General features: G+C 36.9%; 18 protein-coding genes. All 18 read right to left on the bottom strand.

The window, feature by feature from the left end; all coding sequences use genetic code 11:
• Positions 1–231, bottom strand: coding sequence for a helix-turn-helix domain-containing protein (locus ACFFUE_RS07375; protein ID WP_376834043.1), 231 nt, complete (start codon positions 229–231; stop codon positions 1–3).
• Complete coding sequence (locus tag ACFFUE_RS07370; protein ID WP_376834041.1) at positions 221–859, bottom strand: hypothetical protein; 639 nt, start codon at positions 857–859, stop codon at positions 221–223. Before ACFFUE_RS07370 ends, ACFFUE_RS07375 begins: the two co-directional genes overlap by 11 nt.
• A complete protein-coding gene (locus tag ACFFUE_RS07365; protein WP_376834039.1) occupies positions 859–1,449 on the bottom strand; it encodes a ParB N-terminal domain-containing protein in 591 nt (196 codons plus the stop codon). The genes ACFFUE_RS07370 and ACFFUE_RS07365 overlap by 1 nt, the downstream gene beginning before the upstream one ends.
• Complete coding sequence (locus tag ACFFUE_RS07360; RefSeq protein ID WP_376834037.1) at positions 1,446–2,573, bottom strand: phosphoadenosine phosphosulfate reductase domain-containing protein; 1,128 nt, start codon at positions 2,571–2,573, stop codon at positions 1,446–1,448. Before ACFFUE_RS07360 ends, ACFFUE_RS07365 begins: the two co-directional genes overlap by 4 nt.
• Complete coding sequence (locus ACFFUE_RS07355; protein ID WP_376834035.1) at positions 2,551–3,420, bottom strand: hypothetical protein; 870 nt, start codon at positions 3,418–3,420, stop codon at positions 2,551–2,553. Before ACFFUE_RS07355 ends, ACFFUE_RS07360 begins: the two co-directional genes overlap by 23 nt.
• Entirely contained in the window at positions 3,417–4,640 is a 1,224-nt protein-coding gene (locus tag ACFFUE_RS07350; protein WP_376834033.1) for an SNF2-related protein, read from the bottom strand. The genes ACFFUE_RS07355 and ACFFUE_RS07350 overlap by 4 nt, the downstream gene beginning before the upstream one ends.
• Positions 4,637–4,972, bottom strand: a complete 336-nt coding sequence (locus ACFFUE_RS07345) for a hypothetical protein (protein WP_376834031.1) — start codon at positions 4,970–4,972, stop codon at positions 4,637–4,639. Before ACFFUE_RS07345 ends, ACFFUE_RS07350 begins: the two co-directional genes overlap by 4 nt.
• On the bottom strand, positions 4,962–5,450 hold the full coding sequence (locus tag ACFFUE_RS07340) for a hypothetical protein (RefSeq protein WP_376834029.1): 489 nt from the start codon (positions 5,448–5,450) through the stop codon (positions 4,962–4,964). The genes ACFFUE_RS07345 and ACFFUE_RS07340 overlap by 11 nt, the downstream gene beginning before the upstream one ends.
• Before the next feature lie 748 nt (positions 5,451–6,198).
• The gene (locus ACFFUE_RS07335; protein ID WP_376834294.1) at positions 6,199–6,753 is read right to left on the bottom strand and encodes an N-acetylmuramoyl-L-alanine amidase; all 555 of its coding nucleotides are present in this window, start codon (positions 6,751–6,753) and stop codon (positions 6,199–6,201) included.
• Between the two features lie 37 nt (positions 6,754–6,790).
• Positions 6,791–7,351, bottom strand: coding sequence for a hypothetical protein (locus ACFFUE_RS07330; RefSeq protein ID WP_376834027.1), 561 nt, complete (start codon positions 7,349–7,351; stop codon positions 6,791–6,793).
• Positions 7,335–7,799, bottom strand: coding sequence for a phage holin family protein (locus tag ACFFUE_RS07325; protein WP_376834025.1), 465 nt, complete (start codon positions 7,797–7,799; stop codon positions 7,335–7,337). Before ACFFUE_RS07325 ends, ACFFUE_RS07330 begins: the two co-directional genes overlap by 17 nt.
• 20 nt (positions 7,800–7,819) lie before the next feature.
• Positions 7,820–8,158, bottom strand: a complete 339-nt coding sequence (locus tag ACFFUE_RS07320) for a hypothetical protein (RefSeq protein ID WP_376834023.1) — start codon at positions 8,156–8,158, stop codon at positions 7,820–7,822.
• Positions 8,159–8,170: 12 nt separating this feature from the next.
• Positions 8,171–12,340 carry a hypothetical protein gene (locus ACFFUE_RS07315; protein WP_376834021.1) on the bottom strand — a complete coding sequence of 1,390 codons (4,170 nt, stop codon included), beginning with the start codon at positions 12,338–12,340 and terminating at the stop codon, positions 8,171–8,173.
• Positions 12,337–13,416: a phage tail family protein gene (locus tag ACFFUE_RS07310; RefSeq protein ID WP_376834019.1), complete on the bottom strand. Its 1,080-nt coding sequence runs from the start codon at positions 13,414–13,416 to the stop codon at positions 12,337–12,339. Before ACFFUE_RS07310 ends, ACFFUE_RS07315 begins: the two co-directional genes overlap by 4 nt.
• The gene (locus ACFFUE_RS07305; protein ID WP_376834017.1) at positions 13,416–13,895 is read right to left on the bottom strand and encodes a hypothetical protein; all 480 of its coding nucleotides are present in this window, start codon (positions 13,893–13,895) and stop codon (positions 13,416–13,418) included. The genes ACFFUE_RS07310 and ACFFUE_RS07305 overlap by 1 nt, the downstream gene beginning before the upstream one ends.
• Before the next feature lie 126 nt (positions 13,896–14,021).
• Positions 14,022–18,374, bottom strand: coding sequence for a tape measure protein (locus tag ACFFUE_RS07300; RefSeq protein ID WP_376834015.1), 4,353 nt, complete (start codon positions 18,372–18,374; stop codon positions 14,022–14,024).
• Positions 18,374–18,499 carry a hypothetical protein gene (locus ACFFUE_RS07295; RefSeq protein ID WP_376834013.1) on the bottom strand — a complete coding sequence of 42 codons (126 nt, stop codon included), beginning with the start codon at positions 18,497–18,499 and terminating at the stop codon, positions 18,374–18,376. The genes ACFFUE_RS07300 and ACFFUE_RS07295 overlap by 1 nt, the downstream gene beginning before the upstream one ends.
• A gap of 128 nt (positions 18,500–18,627) precedes the next feature.
• Entirely contained in the window at positions 18,628–19,059 is a 432-nt protein-coding gene (locus ACFFUE_RS07290) for a hypothetical protein (protein WP_376834011.1), read from the bottom strand.
• Between the last annotated feature and the right edge of the window lie 58 nt (positions 19,060–19,117).

Raw genomic sequence — 19,117 nt, 5'->3', positions numbered from 1 at the left:
TTATATAATTTCATCGTTTATTTTTAAATCACCCCCCAATGCGTTTACAATTACACATAATAAATCAGCATCAGGCGAAAATTTCCCTGCTTCTATTCGTTGCAGAGTGTTTTTGCTTATCCCTACTTGTTCGGCTACTTCTTCAATGGACATCCCTTTCTCTTCTCTCACTGATTTTAGAACATCAGCGATTTTGATTCTTTTATCAAGTGCTTGTTGTTTATTTTTCATTTTGTTCTTTTTGATTAATAAAATCTACTACTAATGCTAATCTTTTTTTATTAAGTTCAGTACCTACAAATTTTTTACCGTTCAGATAAGCGTACTTTGCTACCAAGCCAGTCCCCATACAAAGGTCTCCGATACAATTGTATGAATGATTTTCGCAAATGTATTTGATTGCCTTTTCTTCGTCTATATTGTTCATTGCTTCATTCTTGTGAATAGGTTCGTTTGAGCAATGGAAAATCCAACATTTATTACTTTTTTTATTGTAATAAAATGATTCATAGATAATGATATTTTGATACCTCTTTTTGCATTCACTCAAAAACAAATCATAATTGGACGCAAAAATTTCAAAAAACAAGTGTTTGGGTGCAATTTCATCTATACGCTCAAATAATTTATTGTAGAATGTTGTAAAATCTCTCGTTTTCTCACTATCATTCTTCGTGTAAAAGCTCGTTAAATTTCCTTGATTGCAAGGAGGATCAATAAACAAAGTGTCTGCTTCTTTCATAAAGTCTGGCATCGTGTCTATTAAGTCGCAAACCTGCAATTTAGAATCATTAGGCAGGGAAATAATCCCTTCCATATTATACTTTTTATACACTCCTTTGTATTCCCAATTGCTCATTATTCTTCTTTTTGAATTACACTCCAACTATTTGAATAGACTTGATTTTTAAACATATCCTTGATACCTGTGAGCGATTTATAACGCATCACGGTTTCCAAATCAATTTTAAATCTATCCGCAATTTCATCTTCGCTCATTCCTTGGTTGATAAGAGCCACGATAATATCGGCGTCTTTATCAACTTCGTGAACGCCTCGAGCTTTGTTGAACTGCACCGTTGCTATCATTCTTTGATTTTCATCATATTCACGAATTACACAAGGAGCGTATTCAAATTTCAACCAATCATCTCCGCCCATTTTGTAGCGGTGTGCTCCATCGGAAATTACAAACATTTGAAAATCTTCATCAAAATATACTACTGATGGGAAACAGAACCCACTGATTAAAATAGAATCTTCTAATTCTTCCATTTTGTGCTTCGGTACAAAATTCGGATTCCAACTATTGGGTTTAATCAAATCCCTTTTAATCAAAACGGTATTGAGACAAGCTACTTCTACCTGTCCTTTTTTGGATTCAAGAAACACAGGCTTATGGGTTTCTTTCCATTTAAAATAATCTTCTATCGTATTTATATAAATCATAACACTTGCATATAATAATTAATTAATTCCACTCGAGGGTCTTCTCGGTTCAGTACCGGCACATTGTTTTCGTAATCATTCAGTACCAGTTGTCTTACTTGTTGCCTTGCTACATACTCATTTTCTTTATGTCGTGCGAATCGCTTTTTAAAGATTTCTTTCTTTTCTTCATCAGGATAAAATTCAAGCAAAAAATCTCTGTATTCGCTCCAAAGTTTGAAGTTTTTTGGCAGTTTTTGAGCCTTGAACATTTTGGCATTTCGCCCTGTTTCCTGGGCAAATTGCACGCCTTTAATTCGCTCTACTAATTTTTCATAAGTCTTTGGTTCAAATTCGGGCAACTCGCACAAACTTTTGAAACTGCGTTCGTGAATAAGGGAAGATACTCTAATTTCATTTATTCCAAATCCTTTTTTGTACAGATAATCATAAATCTTTGAGTATTGAAGATTTTCGTCATAAATGTATTTCCAAATATCGTGAAAGTTCCAATCGTATATTGGATAGATAGACACATTTCCCCTATCTTTTTTGGTAGCATAAAAAGTTTGCTGCCCTCCAATTTCTACAGGGTTTTTTACCATTGCTCTCCAACGATTAGGAGATTCCACCGCTCTCAACCCAACCAAAAAGGCAGTGTTATCATACATCGCTTCAAAATTCTCAATTACACCATAAAAATCCAACCATTTGTAACCTTGTCGGAATTTAACATTGTTGCCCCACGGCGGATTGATAATGTTATTTTTCCCTTTCGGTCGCATCCACTGCTTGTGTTTCCCTTTTTCCCAACACTTTAATTGTGATTCCTCATAAGAGGTAGCATTCGTTAAATCAAATTCTATTTGCAACCAAAGTCTATTGGTGTTCTCTGGGAACAATCCCATTATATACTCTATTTGGTCGATAGTGCTTTGATAAACCACTTCTTCATCAAGGAAAAATAAACCGATTTTTCTATTTCGTTTGCGAGCTTCAAGCAGTGCCAAATGTGCTAATACCGTGCTGTCTTTCCCACCACTTACCGAAACAATGATGTTTTTATAATTGTCGAAAATAAAGGAAATCCGCTCTCGTGCAGCTTCCAATACATTCTTAGTTCTATCGTAAGTTTGAATAAACATTTTGTAAATCTTTTAACCAATTGTTATACCTTTCTATGTACCATTTATCTATCTTAGAATCTGTGGTAAGTATTTCTATTTTCGTTTGTTTGGAAAAATAGAGAAAATCTGTGAAGTCTATAAAATTATGAGGAAGTTCAAATATGATGTGTTCTCCTTCTGAAATTTTAGACTTAAATGTTTCCATATTTTCCAGTTTAAAACGATTATTTCTGCCGATGTATTTTTTCGTAAAATCAACGAGTTTTACTTTTTCTTTACCAGGAATCAAATACAAATTTCGAGGTATCGTATGAGGGTCCTTTAATCCCAAATTCTCAAATAATTTCTTTTTCTCTGATTCGTATTTTTTGTTTGTAGCTTCCGAACATTTAGTTTCGGAATAAATAAGCTCCAAAGGCAACGGATTGATATTCAAAGAACATTCTTTAAGTAACTCTTTAGAAAATTTTTGTCGTTTCCATTGGCTTTTGGTATCAAAATCAAAAAGCGTCATAAAATCGTCCAAACTGTCAATTATCGGCAAGTATTGAAAAATAAGCTGATGCCCCGATTGATTAAGAAAGTGTCGGATACAATTATAAGTCAAATCGTTTCGATTCTTGGTCCGCAAACATTCGTCTAATACGATAAGTGTGTTTTTGTCTGCAAATTCCAGAACTCGGTAAAAATATTCGTATTCTATCAAGTTTTTGTAAGTAATGTATTCAATGTCCGAGACTGCAAGTTGATAATCCTGCATTCTGTCTTCTGGGGCAAATACATACACTCTAGCAACGCTGTTTTTCTTGATGTAATTGCTTATAATTTTCTTCTTTTCCTTATAGTTGTATCCGATACAAATCATAACACATCCTTTAATTGTTCCCTGCTAATTTTCTTCAAGTATTCCGACACACCTATCTTCTTTTTGTTGTTGTCGGAAATCAAGGTTTCCAATCCGACATCGCCAGTAAGACTTAGATAACGACAATCTTGTTCTTGCCCCACTCGGTAGTTCCTATGCTTGGATTGAGCCACATCGCCGTAATCAAAGGTTTTATCGAAATACACGGTATATGGTAAGTGTTGCAAATTTAATCCATAACTACCTGTTTTGTAATTCAAAACGGTAGCTTTTGGAAATCGTTTTTTGCATTCTTCCATACTCCTTATATATTTCACGAAGATAATACTTTTTTCTTCGGGATATTTTTCAAACCATTTTTGCACGATTTTGAACTTTTCTTCTGTACAACAATAGCCGTGTTGCATTTTTTGCGTGAGCTCCAGGAAAAGATTGTTGTTAATCATCATCAGTTTTTCATCATCTAAATATTCTCTTTTTAGCCGATAATACTCTGTCTTAGAATCTTCATCTATTGTGTAATATTCTTCTTCATATAATTGTTGAATTTGTAGCTCTAAATCGCACTCGAAAACATATTGCCCAATTAATGAATACAGATAATCTATATTCTCATATCCAGTTATAAATTCTTTGGAATACTCCTTGTAACCGCCAAAACGCTTGGTAATGGTGGTGTACTTGCAAAAAGTATTCTTGAACTCTGCTAAACTCATTCGCAATATGCGAGGGTCGAGGAAATTCATCTGCGGATATAAATCCAACAAATCCCTGGTAACAGGCTCTCCATTCAAAATCAATTTATGCTCTACCATTTCAGATAGTTGCAAAAGGCGTTGTGTTCGTTTCGCTCCGATATTCTTGATTTTAATGCTTTCGTCCACCACAAGAAAAGTTTTCCAAGTTGTAGCGATTTTCTTGTACAGTTGTAGGAACTGCCTGTCGGATTGCCCGATGGTTTCCACACCGATATAAATGACTTCTTTGGCGTTGAAACCGCCCCATTTCTGTACTTCATCGGAAATCTTCGGAATATTCGGTTCTTTGGGCTGAATTATCCGCAAGGGGGCAACATAGACCACCAAATCCAAATCCGCCACTTGATTGACCAATTCAACGGTAACACGGGTTTTGCCTGTTCCCATTTTCATAAACAAAGCCCCCACTTTCCACTCGGAGCGGTGAGCAAGGGCTTTTTGTTGGTTTTCTAATAACTTCATTTTTTCAATTCGGTTATGGTGTTATCAGAAACCGGTTCTATTTTTTCAGGAATATGATGCTCTATTATAGTTCCTACTTGACAATCGAATTGTTCTCGAAGACCTTTGATTCCATAATCTTGATATAAATCATCAATATCATTTCCTGTTATTTCTTTGAACTTCCACGCTGGTATGGTTGCCCAAGCGTGTAAGTCGTTTCCTGCTACTGCCAAATCCCAGCATATTTTTTTAGGAATCCACATTTTTTGTTTGCGATATTCTAAATGATATGCTTTGTCCGTTTCACAGATATATCTATTAAAACGGATTTTCACCGTTTTAATTTTCATCACTAACAGATTCTATAAGGTTGTCTAATCTCTCAATTTCGGCGTTAAAATCTTTTTTAGACATCTCAACAAAACTCAAGTCTTTTGAAAACTCTCGTTCTATAAATTCTGTTGCTTTTTCTTCTGAATAAAAAAACTTTAAACACAAATCATTCAAGCCACAAGGTTTTAATATATCGTCACAATATTCCCCTTTTTCATTGACAATGATAAAAACTTTTTCAGCAAGAATCTCTTCTATATGCTCATAAACAGATTCTTTTACTTTGTCTTCTTGACTTTTTATCCACTGATACCCCTGTGATGGACAATCAATTCTACAAGAGACTTTAAAATCTCCATTTTCGTCTTGCCAAACAAAAGTTTTTGTTGACATCTTTTTTGTGTTCCAGCCTTTGTCAAGATAGATTCGTTTCAAATTCCCTTTAACCCAAAGGTTACCTTTTAGCTCTTTTGCTAATTGTTCAAGTGTAATCATTTTAATTGTGCCGAGTTTATCCTCCTGCTCTGGAGTTTTAATTATTAATTACAGGACAAAGATAAGTTCTTTTTTTTATCCGTGCAAATTTTTAACACGCTTTTTTTTTTAAAAAACCACGAAGATTAAAATAATCCTCGTGGTTTTACCCAATGTCCTTTGGCAAATTCTTGCATCAGGTAAAGCGGTTGTTTTTTTCTTGCATCGGTACCATAGCCACCGCACCGATTGGGTTAGTTTTGTCTAATAATAATAATAAAATCCATAAAAAAAGAAGTACGCAACTTTCCTAGGGTCTCGTACTTCTTTAAGCTTTACAAAAGAGATGACTTGGCATCTGAAGATTACCAAGCATCCTGCTTTGCATTGCAAATGTACAAAATTTTCACTTCATATCATCACACTTCTGAACAAATTCCCCCACACGCCTACATCAATACTCCGCATAGCACGCAGAGCTTCGGCGGTGTGAAAGAATTAGGTTCAAATTTATGAATTATTTTCCATTATTCCGAGCTAATCTCCTTTATCATTATTTTGGCAGCTTGTTTTTTTTTCATATCCCCCTGTACTCCTTTTTCGCCTCAAAGCAAGGGCAGGCTTTGGCTGTGCCTCGCTATTTAGAAGAAAAGTGAAAAAGAAAAAGCCTTTTGATGCGGCAACATCAAAAGGCTTGAGATTGAAAGTTTGTCGCAATTTGTAATATAATATGCTTAGAAAATCTATATACGATGCAAATATAATATTTTCATTTCAAATCATCATATTTCTGCACAATTTCTGCAATACGCTTCATTAGTTCCTTTTTGTACAAATCCCATTGTTGCATATCCAAAACAGAAGAAATAAAACAAATCTCCCAAAGCACGGAACAACCAGCACCAAGATTGAGAATGCCTAATCTACCGTGTCGTGTAGAGCTTTCGCATTTCACACCTCTATTCCTAACACCAAGAATTTCACTTGTAGCTTTGCAAATTTCATCTGCCATTTTGTAGCTCATTGAGTTTTTGTTGGCAAAATCCTTTTTGTTTACAAGACACTCTGTGCCTCCAGCTGTGGGACTTCCTGCGTTGAAGTGAATATCTAAAATCACCGAACCCGCACCTGGCTTTATCCTATTTTGTACTTGTCGGTTGGTTTCCCAATCGTTATCTGTGATTACTTCCGTTTTGCCTTTTGGGAAAAATTGCGTGAATAAATCCCTTGCTTTTTTGGTTTCGTCGGCTTCCCTCCTGCCATTGTAGACCGCACCAGGGTCTTTGTCGCTATGCCCTGCAATTGGGAATGTTTTCTCTACTATTGCTATCATTTTCTTTTGCTTTTTTTTAGTTTTTTTATTAAATCCTCATATAAAACTTACCTATCCATTTCAGCAACCACGGAGTAATCACTCCCAAGACAAAACCGCTTATCACCCACCAATACCACGGATAAGCTTCTCGTTCGGTTTGTTTTTCTCGAACTTTCTTAATCCACTTATCTATATTATTCTTATTGGCAATAATCTTATGGTCTAGTGAATTAAATTCAGATTTTAATGTCCTGTTTTGTGCTTTTAAATATTCATTCTCTAACCTTAACTGCGTAATGGTTTCGCTCTCGGTTTCGTTTGTTTCGCTTTCAGATTTTAGCGTTCCGTTTTCGTAATATTCCCTTTTTGTATTCCTTTTTTGTCTTTGCCTTTGCTCTTGCGTTTCGGCTTTGGTTTGGCTCTTGTTTTCAAGATAGATGGTATCACGATGAATTACTTTTTTTTCTACCACCTGAATAGCATTTACTTCTTCCGTTTGCCTTGTCTCGGCTTTGGTTTCGCTTGTGGAAACCTCCGATTTACGGCTTCCGCAAGCCATCAACAATAGGCAACTAACAACTGCCAACCAATTACTTTTCTTTTTCATCGTTCAGTTTGTTAATTAGTTCATCCATTAGGTCTTGCCTTGCTTTTATCAATCTTATTACCTCTTGAAAGGTGGCATCGCTTTTTCTCCTTACCTTGTCTTCAGCCTTTTCTCTAACGCTTTTTGCCTCGTTCAAAACCAAACCTAAGGCTACGAACATTGAGAAGAAGGGAATGGTTGCCACTTTATTGGAAATAAGATATGGCGTTACTACATCAAAGGCATCAAAGATTAAGGCAAAAGTCATTAACGCATAGTAATAGGTTGCCTTGTTAATGGTTCTTCTGAATCCTTCTGATGATGTGGCTTCTTTCATTTGCCTTGCTTTTTTCACTCCGAAATAAAGGTCTATTAAAATAGCGATGCAAACGACTATCCAGCAAAAACTTATGATAATGAGCGTAAGGTGCATCTTATCCCAGTTACTATCTATAAAATCTAAAATCATAATTAATAGTTTTATGTCTTTTACTCTACTTTTTCATCGGTTAAAATTTCGTTATCCCCCACCTCGTTGTTCACCTCGCTGGTGCTTCCGTTAACTATCATTATCATAGTAGCGAAAACACCTTGAATAATGCCTAAGTCTTGCACCTGCGTAATGCCGTTGCCATTGATGGCAAAGCCTCCCCCTTGAGAGTAAGACCCGCTCAATGTTTTACCATCGCTTCCAAATGTACTGAAGCTTACCGCCGTTGGCGGATTACTTAGTTCCGTGGTGTCATATTGGTAAATTACTTCTCTACCGTTTAACACTTCTTTCGCTGTTGTAGCGATTCTCTTACTGATAATTTCCAATTGTTTCATTGCGTTATTATTTTAATCGATTATTATACTATTCACATAGCCTGTTTTATTCACCACTTTTGAGCGGACAATCTTCCCCTCTTGCACATCATAGATAGTTACAGAAAGATCATACATTCCTCCATTAGCTTCATTAGAGGCAATAGTGAAGCTCTCAAGAGCATAGATGCCGTTAGCCACTTTGTCGCCAAATTTGTTTTTTGAAGCGAAAAAATATTGCTCATACTGAAGATTCCCCGCACTTTCAAAGTTACGCCCAGCATTGTAGTTATATCCTGTTGCATTGGTGGTAAAGCTTATTCTGTAATAAGTTTCCCCATTAATCCCCTCGAAACCATTCATCTGCGTGCCATAGATTGTGTTAATAGCACTGATAAGACTTTGATTATCATTAAAGTTTACCAAGTCTAGTCTCAGTAGTTTCTTTTCGTCAAAGTTTTCAGGGATGTAGCCAGTGAACTCAATGCCTCGCTGTCCTATTCCTGCTACTTTTACCCCGTCATTATTGTAGATATTGAAGACGGCATCACCGTTTTGCTGTCCTATCTCAAAGATTACACGCCCTTGAGCATTACGCACGCGGAGAAAGCCATCACGGTGCATTGATATAGGAGCGTTATTCCTCCCTTGATAATCTGCTCCACCCCATAGGAAAATATCATTATCACCGCCTAATCCTGTAATCCCTGCGTTAGCTCCCAGACCATTACCCACAATGAGCGTACCTGTTGCCACGGCGTTACCACTAATAGCGGTACTGGATAGAAAGTTGGTTTTCTGCTGCAAAGCCGTAACATTAGCAGTCTGTGCCTGCGTTAATCCCAATGCTTGATTGGCGGTGTTCTGAGCCGTTGTGATTTGAGCCTCCACATCTTCTGGGGCAGGTGTCCAGTCGGTAGCTTTATTGCCTTTTTCAAGCTTCACCAATCGAGTGAAAAGTGTACTATTTTGTCCATTTGTTGTACCTTTGTGGTCAAATCTTATTATCCCTTTTTGATTTGGATTACTACCCGTTTGGAATTTCCACACCATCTTTTGCCATTCATTAGACTGCTGAATACCTCCAATATACCTATGTTCCCCCCCTTCACTAACGAAGAAAGCCATCATTGGTTTAACACTTCCCTCTGTCTTGTACTCCCAAGTTACAACATACTCTGTATTAGGTTCTAACCTCTCACCTGCAATATTATAAAAGATATAATCTTCAGGAAAAGTTTCCCATCGAGAAATAGACTTGATTTCTTTGGTATTTAAAACCAAATTACGCCCACCTACTTGGATACTATTCATTAACACTTGAGCGTGTGCCTTTGCCGCTTCCATCTTCGCCGTAGCATCAGCTATCGCTCTTTGTTCCTCCGCATCTACTATGCCATCGGCGTAGGCATTGGCGGCAATCTTCGCTAGATTATCTTGTGCATCGGCGTAGGCTTTGGCAGCATTCAGATTAGTCTGTGCCTGTGCTATTCGTGCTTGTTCCTCCGCATCTACCACGCCATCGGCATAGGCTTCTAATTGCGTTCTAAGTAACGCATCTTGTGCTGTTGCATAGTTTTTGGCAGAATCTGCCTTGTTGGTAGCATCTAATATAGCTCTTTGCTCGGCAGCTGTTACCTTACCATCAGCGTAGGCGTTGGCTTCCACCTTACGAAGAGCATCTTGTGCATCGGCGTAGGCTTTAGACGCGTTGATACTTTCTGTTTTGGAACTGAGTATCTCCGCCTCCAAATCCTCTGGAGCGGGTGTCCAATCTGTGGCTTTGTTGCCTTTTTCAAGTTTTGGATTTCTTAAAGAAGTCGCTCCGTAGATATGAGGATATATTTCCCTATTTTGATAGTCTCTTTTTATAAATTTAAAACTTACGGATATTCTTCTCCACTCATTAGGATTACCCCCTTTGTTATAACGTAAAAAAAGAGAATTATTGAAAAATATCTCCCCTGAAACATCACCCAATACATCTACTGAAAAGGTATAATCCGCTCCTACTTCTAGCGGAGTGGTAGTATATATTGGAAAATGATGACCATTAAATACCTTCTTAGAATTTAGCATCAAATTCCGCCCACCTACTTGAATGCTATCACTCACTTGTTGTAGGGCTGGGCTGTCGTTGGTAAAATTTATTTTTCCAGATATTTCCCCAGTGTCTAAATCAAAATAAGCCTTTCCATTGTTAGACTTAATTCTCCCTGCATTAATCTGTCCTCCGTGCATCGTAACGCTGCCGTACATTGCTTCTGCTTCTCTCTTGCCATCTTTTGGCGTGTAGAGTAGATAACAAAGGAAATGATAGTAATCACTTCTTTCATCAAAGCGTATTTTCTCGGTGGTAACGAGCCAAGTTCCTGTATTTCCGCCCCTCAATACTTTTGCATAAACATAGTAAGTGGTATTTGCAAGGTTATTCATATTGAGTGCAGCAATATTCCACTCTCTGATATTGGCTTCCAATGAAAAATGGACCAATTTTCCTCCTGTAATAGATAGATACATTGGGTTACCGCTAACATTAGGATTAAGCGTAACATTTTCTAGTGCAAACTGTTGATTTTTTGCCCCAACGCTTAGCATATTGGTTTCAATGCTTTGCGGTTTAATGTTCTGTGGGTCAAAATATCCTTCCGTATCAAAAACACTTTCTCGCAATTCTGCCAAATTCCTTATACTATTAAGATGCTGTTGTCTATTGACTTGCTCTTGCGTTTTTATAATGGTTTTAGTATCCTTAATATCGTTCAGAACGCTTAGAGTAAAGTTAATTTCATAATCATCTGCTATATCCAACTGATACTTAAAAGGCTCGTTTAAATCTTGGGAAATTCCAATGATACGGCTGGTTTTGTCTATATTCAAATCCGAATCAATAACACGGAGGTAATCGCCAATTTCAAAAGGTGTATTGGTGTTACTCTGAGCCAAGAAAAGCGGGTCTATATCCAAAGAATACTTAGCGTTATTCTTGCTTTGCTTTTCATATTCCTTTTGTGCTTCTTCCAATAGTTTATTTTCCGCATTGGTGATGTACACGGGCGGCATTACAATATCCAGCAAGGTAAATTCATCCCCTACATTGAATATAAACGCATTGGTGTTCGGGTCCGGAAACGCTTGCCCTCGCTCATCAGTCCATTGTTTTATTTTGAAAGTCTTAGTAGCGTGATTATATCCGTTGTTTTTGGATAATTCAAAGGAATAACCTGCCAAATTCCCTTTGTTAAAATGTAGCTTCGCTGGTGTATCATTAATGAGCCATTTAGTCCCATTGCTATCTCTTTCGTTTAGGTCAAAATCCATATTAGAGACTACAATTTCCTGCGTTTTAGTCTGAGTATTGAATGGCTTAACCTCCGAGATTATCCCCTTAAATGTTGGCTTAATGTCATCAAAATTTTTCACTCCCTCTTTCAATCCGAAAAGGGCTACCTTCGCATTATCTTGGATATAATCTTCATCTGGCATTCTCAATCTATCGGAATAATTACGATAGTCTGATGGGATGTTTTCCGTAGAACCAAAAGCATAAAGGCGTGTAACAACATCGTTGTTAATATTCTCTCTGGAAAGAGAATACAAGCCGTTGCCCTTGCCGTATTGGAAGACATACGGAAGTGTTTTGCCAATCTTCTTGATGTTGAGCGTGTAGTTGTTTTGATTCTGGATAATCTCAAATTCTGTATCATATTCCTGACAAATTTTTTGCAAAACTGCCAAGCAATTCTCACCATTGAAAGAAAGCGTTTTGATTTCCGTATCTTGCGGAAAATCGCCTAATATCCAGTTTTCTTGATTTAAAGAATTGATATTGGTGATTAGTACTCTTAGGAAAATTTCAATTTCTCCTGTAAGTGAAAAATCTGCCGTAGTTTGGAAATTTTCTTTGTCAAGGTTGAAATATACTTTTTGCCTTAGAAGGTATTGGCTTCCTTCAAAGGTTAGGTCATAGGTGTAAGTGCCTTGCTCTCGCTTTACTTTTGGAGCGAAATTAAGATGATAAAATCTGTTGTTATGCTCTATTTTATCCCCGAGATTGAACGAAATAGGTTTTTTACTCTCCACCGATATAGAAACTATATCTTCTGAAAGAAGAGATTGGCGAAACTCTGCCTTTACTACTTGTTGCAAAAGCGTTTTAGAATTAAGATTTATAACTTGATTATTTTTCTTTAATACAATCATTCCCAAATAATTTCTGCGTTCGTTTGTAAGTTCACAATCTCATCTATTTTTCCTGCAATAGTGATATAATGCACATCCTCAGGAGCGGGTGTCCAATCAGTCGCCCTAGTGCCATTCTCTGCCTTTATTCGCCATAGAGCAAAGTCTGCATTGTCGCTTCTTACTTGAATCTGAATATTCCCCCTGCCATTCCCTAAGATAGACTCCCAGACCACTCTCTTCGCTTCATTAGGTGCGATAGTTTCTTGCCTTCCTCCCAAATTTGAATGTAATATTAAATTACTGGTGGAGAGATTTTTAACAAAAAAGGATACAGAACAATATGTGCCATTCTCAGGCACTATCAATGCTCTTACTGCTTTAAGAAAGCCCGTTCCCCCAGACACCTGTACTCTCATTGCTTTTGATGTGTTCCATTCCGCTACCGTGTAATTACTAGCATTAACAATAGAAGAACCTTCATATGCGCTTAACGATGGGGTTTCTGATTTTAAAACCAAATTCCGCCCACCTAAATCCAAGCCTCCAACGGCTCTATTTTGTAATGTTTTATTGATGGTAATGCTATCTTTTCGGCTTTCGTTTATCCCATCAATGTTAATGTCCATCCAATCGGGAGAAGTGAAAGAAAACCGCAAATCATTCCCTACCAATTTCAGCACTTTTTTTACAGGATTTGGCTCTTTTAATTTTATGGTGAAAAGTCCGTACATTTTTCCATCTCTAAACTCTTTATCCAGCTCTACGCCATCAGCCAAATAAACATCATAGACCAACTCTTTCCCAAATTCTATCAGTAACCGAGCCAATCCTTCTTTATCAAATTCTGATAAAAAAAGGTCAAATTTGGCTTTCATATCGTGCCAACTTTCCCCGATAATCCACCCCTTTAAGGATATTTCCCTTTCCTCATATTTAGGCTTTGATAAATCTACAACAATGCCGTGTTGCTCCGCCCAAGAGTAACTTTTGCGAGGTTTTGGTTTGAGCTTATCCAACAAGCCTTTAGACTCTGAAATATAAATCCCAAAATCTAAAAAGTATTTCCCGTTGATACTATAAACTACTGTTTTCATTAGTTTCTAATTACTTTGATGTTTCCTTCTAATGCATCATTATTTGTCTTTCTCTTGTCAAAAATCACAATGCGTGCATTTTGCATCGCTTTAGCTTCTATCACAGCATTGTCCAATGCGGTAATGAAAATTTTAGACATTCCTTTAGCCGTGATTTTCAGCCTTGAATTTTGTCTTAAATAAATCTCTGAAACTTGGTATCCATCAGAATCTAAAACAGCATCAGAACCACCAAAAAAAGCTATCCTTTGCGGTGCACTACCTTGATAAGAAGCATCTACAAACAAGCCGTGATGTACCGTTTCTGGAAAAGCTCTAAGCATTTCGGGAGTTGGAAAATTATTGTCCATCGCCCAATCATCACCTTTAAAAAACATCTCACATAGATTTTCAAGAGTTGGATTTTGCTGCATATCCTTATGCCACTCAACGCAAATTCCTTGTTTCTTCGCCTGTTCTATAATGGTCTCTATGTTCATAATTTCTAAATCAAATAAATCTTTTCAATGGTTTTCCAGAATAGCGTAATTCCGAAGATTTTCACGGCTTTCTGAATTTCCTTTGTTGTAGGTTTTCCGTTGTATGTATTCAGTTTCTGTCTCATATTAAAATCCTCCTGCTCTTATTCCGCCATCGCCTTTCACTTTGGCGTTGAGTTCTGAAATATCCTTTTTTATCGCTTCCAGATTAGAGGTATGCCGCTCTATATTCACCAAAGCCATTAGGCTATCACGAGCAATGTCTAACCCAAAGTTTTTATTTTGAAACTCCTTCCAAATTCTCAAAGCATCAGCGGCGTTAATTCTAATAGCGTTGAATTGTCCAGCTAATACCCCCGCTGTCTCTTCGCTCATTCCTTTGATAGCACCTTTTAGGCTGTCGGCATTATCCGCACTCGCTCCAAACAGAAGTTCGTATTCTTCCAACGCTTTAGTGTAACGCTCCATAGCATCTACACCTTTTTGCTTAATTTCTGCTCTTTCTTCATCGGTAAGACCATCAAAAGTACCTTGTAAATTAAGTTTCTTACTTTCTTCGTATTGTTTTTTTAGTTCTTCAAGTTTATTTTGTAGACCTATTTTACTCAGTCCAGTATAGATTTTATCAAAAATATTCCCATTTTTGATTTTATCATTCATCTGCTTAATTTTACCTTCTACCTCTTCTATTTGCCTTCTCACATTTTCATCTCCAGCACCTCCAAACCCCATTTTTACTATCATATCATCTATGATAGCTTGCATAGGCTCTTGTAGCAACTTTTGCTTCAAAGCGTTTTTTACAACATTCCGCATCACATCATTCATCTTTTTCTCATACGCTTCTGCTGCATCTTCCCCCCTTGTAAAAGCATCTACAAGTGCGTCTCCTATCTCATCGGCAAGACTTTTAGCATCTGTTCCAACCAATTTGGTTTTAATATCATTAAAAATATCATCTATTGAGCGGTCTATCTCTTTCATCTGATTCTTCCACTCTTCAATTTTGCCTTTATCCGCCTTTTTCTTACTTGCTTCCTCTCGAGCCATATTTTGCAGGTACTTTTGTTGCTGACGGAGATTAGCTATGATATTAGCTTGTTCTTTATACTCATTTTCACCAAGCGTTCTTTTCATTTGGTGTTCAAGTTCTCTATATTTTTCCTTTACTTTATCTAATGCTAATGCCCAGTTTTTAATATTGCGTTCTTTCTTCCTGTCGTTATTGAATAAAGCAGATACGGTTTTTATTAACCCTCCAATCGCTTTTACAGCTCCCGCAACTACTTTTACGGGATTTTTTGTAATAATCCCCTCGGCAATACTCATCAAGCCATCCATCTGTTGCTGCATTCCATCTAAAGCACCTTGAGCTTTATCTAAAATATCCCCAAAACCATTATCAAGGCTTAATCCTAAATCATCAAAAGCACCTTGAATATCACTTACAATACTCTTAGCATCCCCAATGTAAGACAAGGCTTTACCTGCTCCATTAGCTAGTGATTCAGCCATTTTTATTTTAGATTCTGAAACGCCATTCATCGCTATACCGAGCGTCTTCTGTGCGTTTTTGGCTTGTTCTGAATTTGCCCCGAATTGTTTTATTACATCATTAAGTTTCTCTTGTGCTTCTTTGGCTTCTTTTACCTTTTCTTTATATTCTTTAAAAGCATCAACAAAAGACTTGAAAGGATTAATATTTCTGCTTTGGAGTGTTATATCTATTCTTTTGATAAACTCTCCAATTTTCATTTTTTCCTCTATTGATTTAGCTTCCTCTAGCTTTTTCTTTAAAATCTGTTTAAATTCTTCCAGTTTTTCAGATGCCACATAATTCATATCCTCAAACATCTTCGCCCATTCTTCACTCTTTTGCATCTCATTAAAAAACAAGTCTGTGGCACGAGAAGAATATTCTTTATCTATCAATTCTCTTTCTTCTTTGTTTTTTGCTTTTTTGAGCATCATTTGACGCTCATTTTCCAACGCTTCTGATTTTTTATTAAAGCTTTTTTGATTTTCCAAAACCGAATGATACATATCCGATATTTGGTTTTCAATCTGGGTTTTCTGAGCTTCCGCCTCTTTATTGAATTGTAGGAAATTAGAAGATTTACCCTCCTTGGCGTATATTTCAGCCACTTTATTATCAATAATATCTATCTGCTCTGATAGCAAGGTTACCCCTCGCAAACTGTCTGCTAACTCGCTTTTCCAATTCTCCAAAGGTGTTTTTGCTCCAGAAAGATTTTGAATTTTATCCTGCAAGAAGATGAGATTTTCTTTGTCTTCATCGGACAAAATACCTGGTTTGTTTGCCAACGCCTCCGCTTCTTTCTCAAGAAAATCAAGATAAGACTGACTACCTTTAAAAAGTTCACTGTATTGAGCGTTAGCACTCTCCTTGCCGTAGTATTCCGCCATCTTGTAGTAATTATTCCAATGGCGTTCTGCTTCGTTTATTTTCTCTTGGAAAGTTTTAGTTTCAAGTTCTTTTTCTAAAGCTCTTTTTTTCTCTTCAAGGATTCGGAGTTGCTCCAAAGCGTATTCCCCAGAAACAACATTACCTGTTTCTTTCTCATCTCCGTACTTGTCTTTTGCTCGTTCTTTTACTATGAGTTTACCATCTTCCCCTTTACTTGCTCGTTTCAAAGCGTTATTCCAAAGGGAAATACGCTCCTCCAAGTCTGCAATGCTATCTTTAGAATAAACCTCCGCCAGCTCTCTTTGATTCCCTTTTGTGTTTTTATTTTTGTTATTTCCTTTGTCATTAGGTGGGGTAGGAGGAGTTGAAGATTGTGCATTTAACTCTCTATCTTTATTAAGTTTTTCTGCTTTTCTATCTAATTCTTCTTTTTGGTCAAGATAAAATTTATCCGCTTCTAAATCCGCTTTTTGATTAGCTTGTTTTTGTTTAACTAAATCATAATATAATTCCTGGTCTCGCTTTTTTCGTTGTTCTGCTGTGATTTTATAGGTAGCTCCCGTTCCCGTTCCTAAGCTTCCTTCTTGGTCTTTATAGTTGTTGGCTTTATATCTTTTTAAAACCACATCCATTTTACCTTGAAGCTCTGCATCTCGTTTTAATCTATCCCCCTCTCTTTTTTCAAGTTCGCTCTGTATAGCTTTTGCTCTAGCGGAAGCAACAATAGCATCTCTTAAATCATAATAAGCGTTTTTGGCTTTTCCTGCCATTATGATTTCAGTGGACATATTGCTGAAATATGATGGATATGTTCTCTGAAGAGTGTTAACAGCTTCGATTCTTTCCTTTCTACTTTTGGTTTCATCAGTTGCAGCGTTATATAGCTTGTTTAACTGATTACTCTCTTCACTTGCGGAAGCTGTCGCTGCATTTATTGCTTCAGTCATTTGTTCGGTGACAGTCTTAGCATCTTCGGTGGCTGTTTTTAGATAAACTATTGCTCCTACTACTGCTGCTAAAGCTGATGCTGCTAAAATATATGGATTAGCATTAGCTGCTGCATTGAATAATAGTTGGGCTTTAGTCATTCCTGAAATACCTTGAGCGAATTTCAGAGCAGCTTGTGTTCCTTCTGCCCAAACTTGTATTTTTTGCAAAGCACTAGTAGCAATTAACGCAGCTCTATAAGTGCCATAAGTAGCAACTACAATACTTAAAACTCTAATTACATCCTCGTAATTCTCTACAAGATAGGTAAGTCCTTCTATCCCCTCAGCTAATAACCCTTCATTGCTCTCTCCAATTTTATTGAGCATTTGTTCAAACGCATCTTTAAGATTAGCAACCTTACCAGGCAAAGAAGAGGATTGTGCTTCCATTAAGTTAAAGAAAATACCTCCCTCATTGGTCATATTCTGAATAACCTGCTGTACTTCCGCAAAGCCGATTTTCCCTTCTTCTACCATCTTCTTAATCTCGGCTTCTTTTTTACCCATCACTTTACCTAGTTCAGCCAAAATAGGGATACCCGCATTCATAAACTGATACAGGTCATTGGTCATTAACTTGCCTTGTGCTTTAACTTGTCCGTAAACGTGGATAAGTTGCCCCATTGGTACGCCTAGACCTGCTGCAATATCTCCCATTCTTCGCAAAGTTTCTGTTACTTGCTCTGCTGGTATCTGAAAGGCTAATAATCGTTTTGCTCCCTCGGTTACCTCTTGTAGTCCGAATGGTGTTTTGGCTGCTAAATCTACCATTTCGCCCATCAAGACCTTTGCTTTCTCCTTGCTTTTTAGCATCGTAGAAAAAGCTATTTCGGTTTTCTGAAACTCCCCACGAACATTAATAAGTTGCATAGCAAACCCTTGCAAGGCAGACGCAGATAAATAACCACTAATACCAATCCCTAATTTTTTAAAAGCTGAGTCCATCTCTGCGGTTTCTTTCTTTGCTATTCCCGCAGCTTCACGTATAGAATCTTTGATAGATTTTATTCCTCTATCAAAGTCATCTTTAGTTAAAAGAGCTTCAAAGTTTAGTGCACTCATTATTTTTTGTTTTGATTTAGTGAATCGATATAAGCCATAAAATCACCAGCAGTTTGTGCTGTTAATTTTTGGGGGTTATTTTTCTTATTTTTTACTTTTACAGATTTAGGAAGGTCGGCGGTCATTTTTAAAATGGTGATATATGGTATTTCCCACATTAGCGTATGATATGAGATATTGATTTCTTTCATCAATGTTCCTATGGTACCATAAATAGAGTTGAGACCTACTGTTTCCCATCTATCAGAATCTCCTACTTCTTCTTCGGAGAGGTCATCGTCTGTTCGCTTATCAATCTGATAGAGGTGATAAAATTTCCCATATCATACATTTTGAGTATAGACAGGGTAATACCTATGACATCTTTAGGTTTTAGATTCCATTTGAGACATCTAACAAGTAGTTTTCTGAAAAGAAAAATTTTCCATTTACGACTTAGAACACATACTGCAATAAAATTGAGTAGAGGTATTGTATTCCTGTTGTATTCATCAAACACAGAAGTTTCATTATCCTCTGTTAGGTTTATTTTCATATCTACAGCATATTTATTAGCTATAAGTATTGTCCCCAAAGTAAGTGGTTTGATAGTGAATTTGTACTTTCCAGCTTGAAAGAACATTCCTTTTTCTATTAGGAGTTCTGCTTCTTCTTTTTCTTGTAATGCCTTATTGTGTTGGTCCATAGTTTAAAGAAAACCACTACCACAATGGCGTGATAGTGGTTTAATAAATATTAATGAA

Source organism: Bergeyella porcorum (genome assembly GCF_042427575.1).
GTDB lineage: Bacteria > Bacteroidota > Bacteroidia > Flavobacteriales > Weeksellaceae > Bergeyella > Bergeyella porcorum.
Note: the sequence above shows the minus strand (reverse complement) of the source record. Positions and strands in the feature narration are given on the sequence as shown.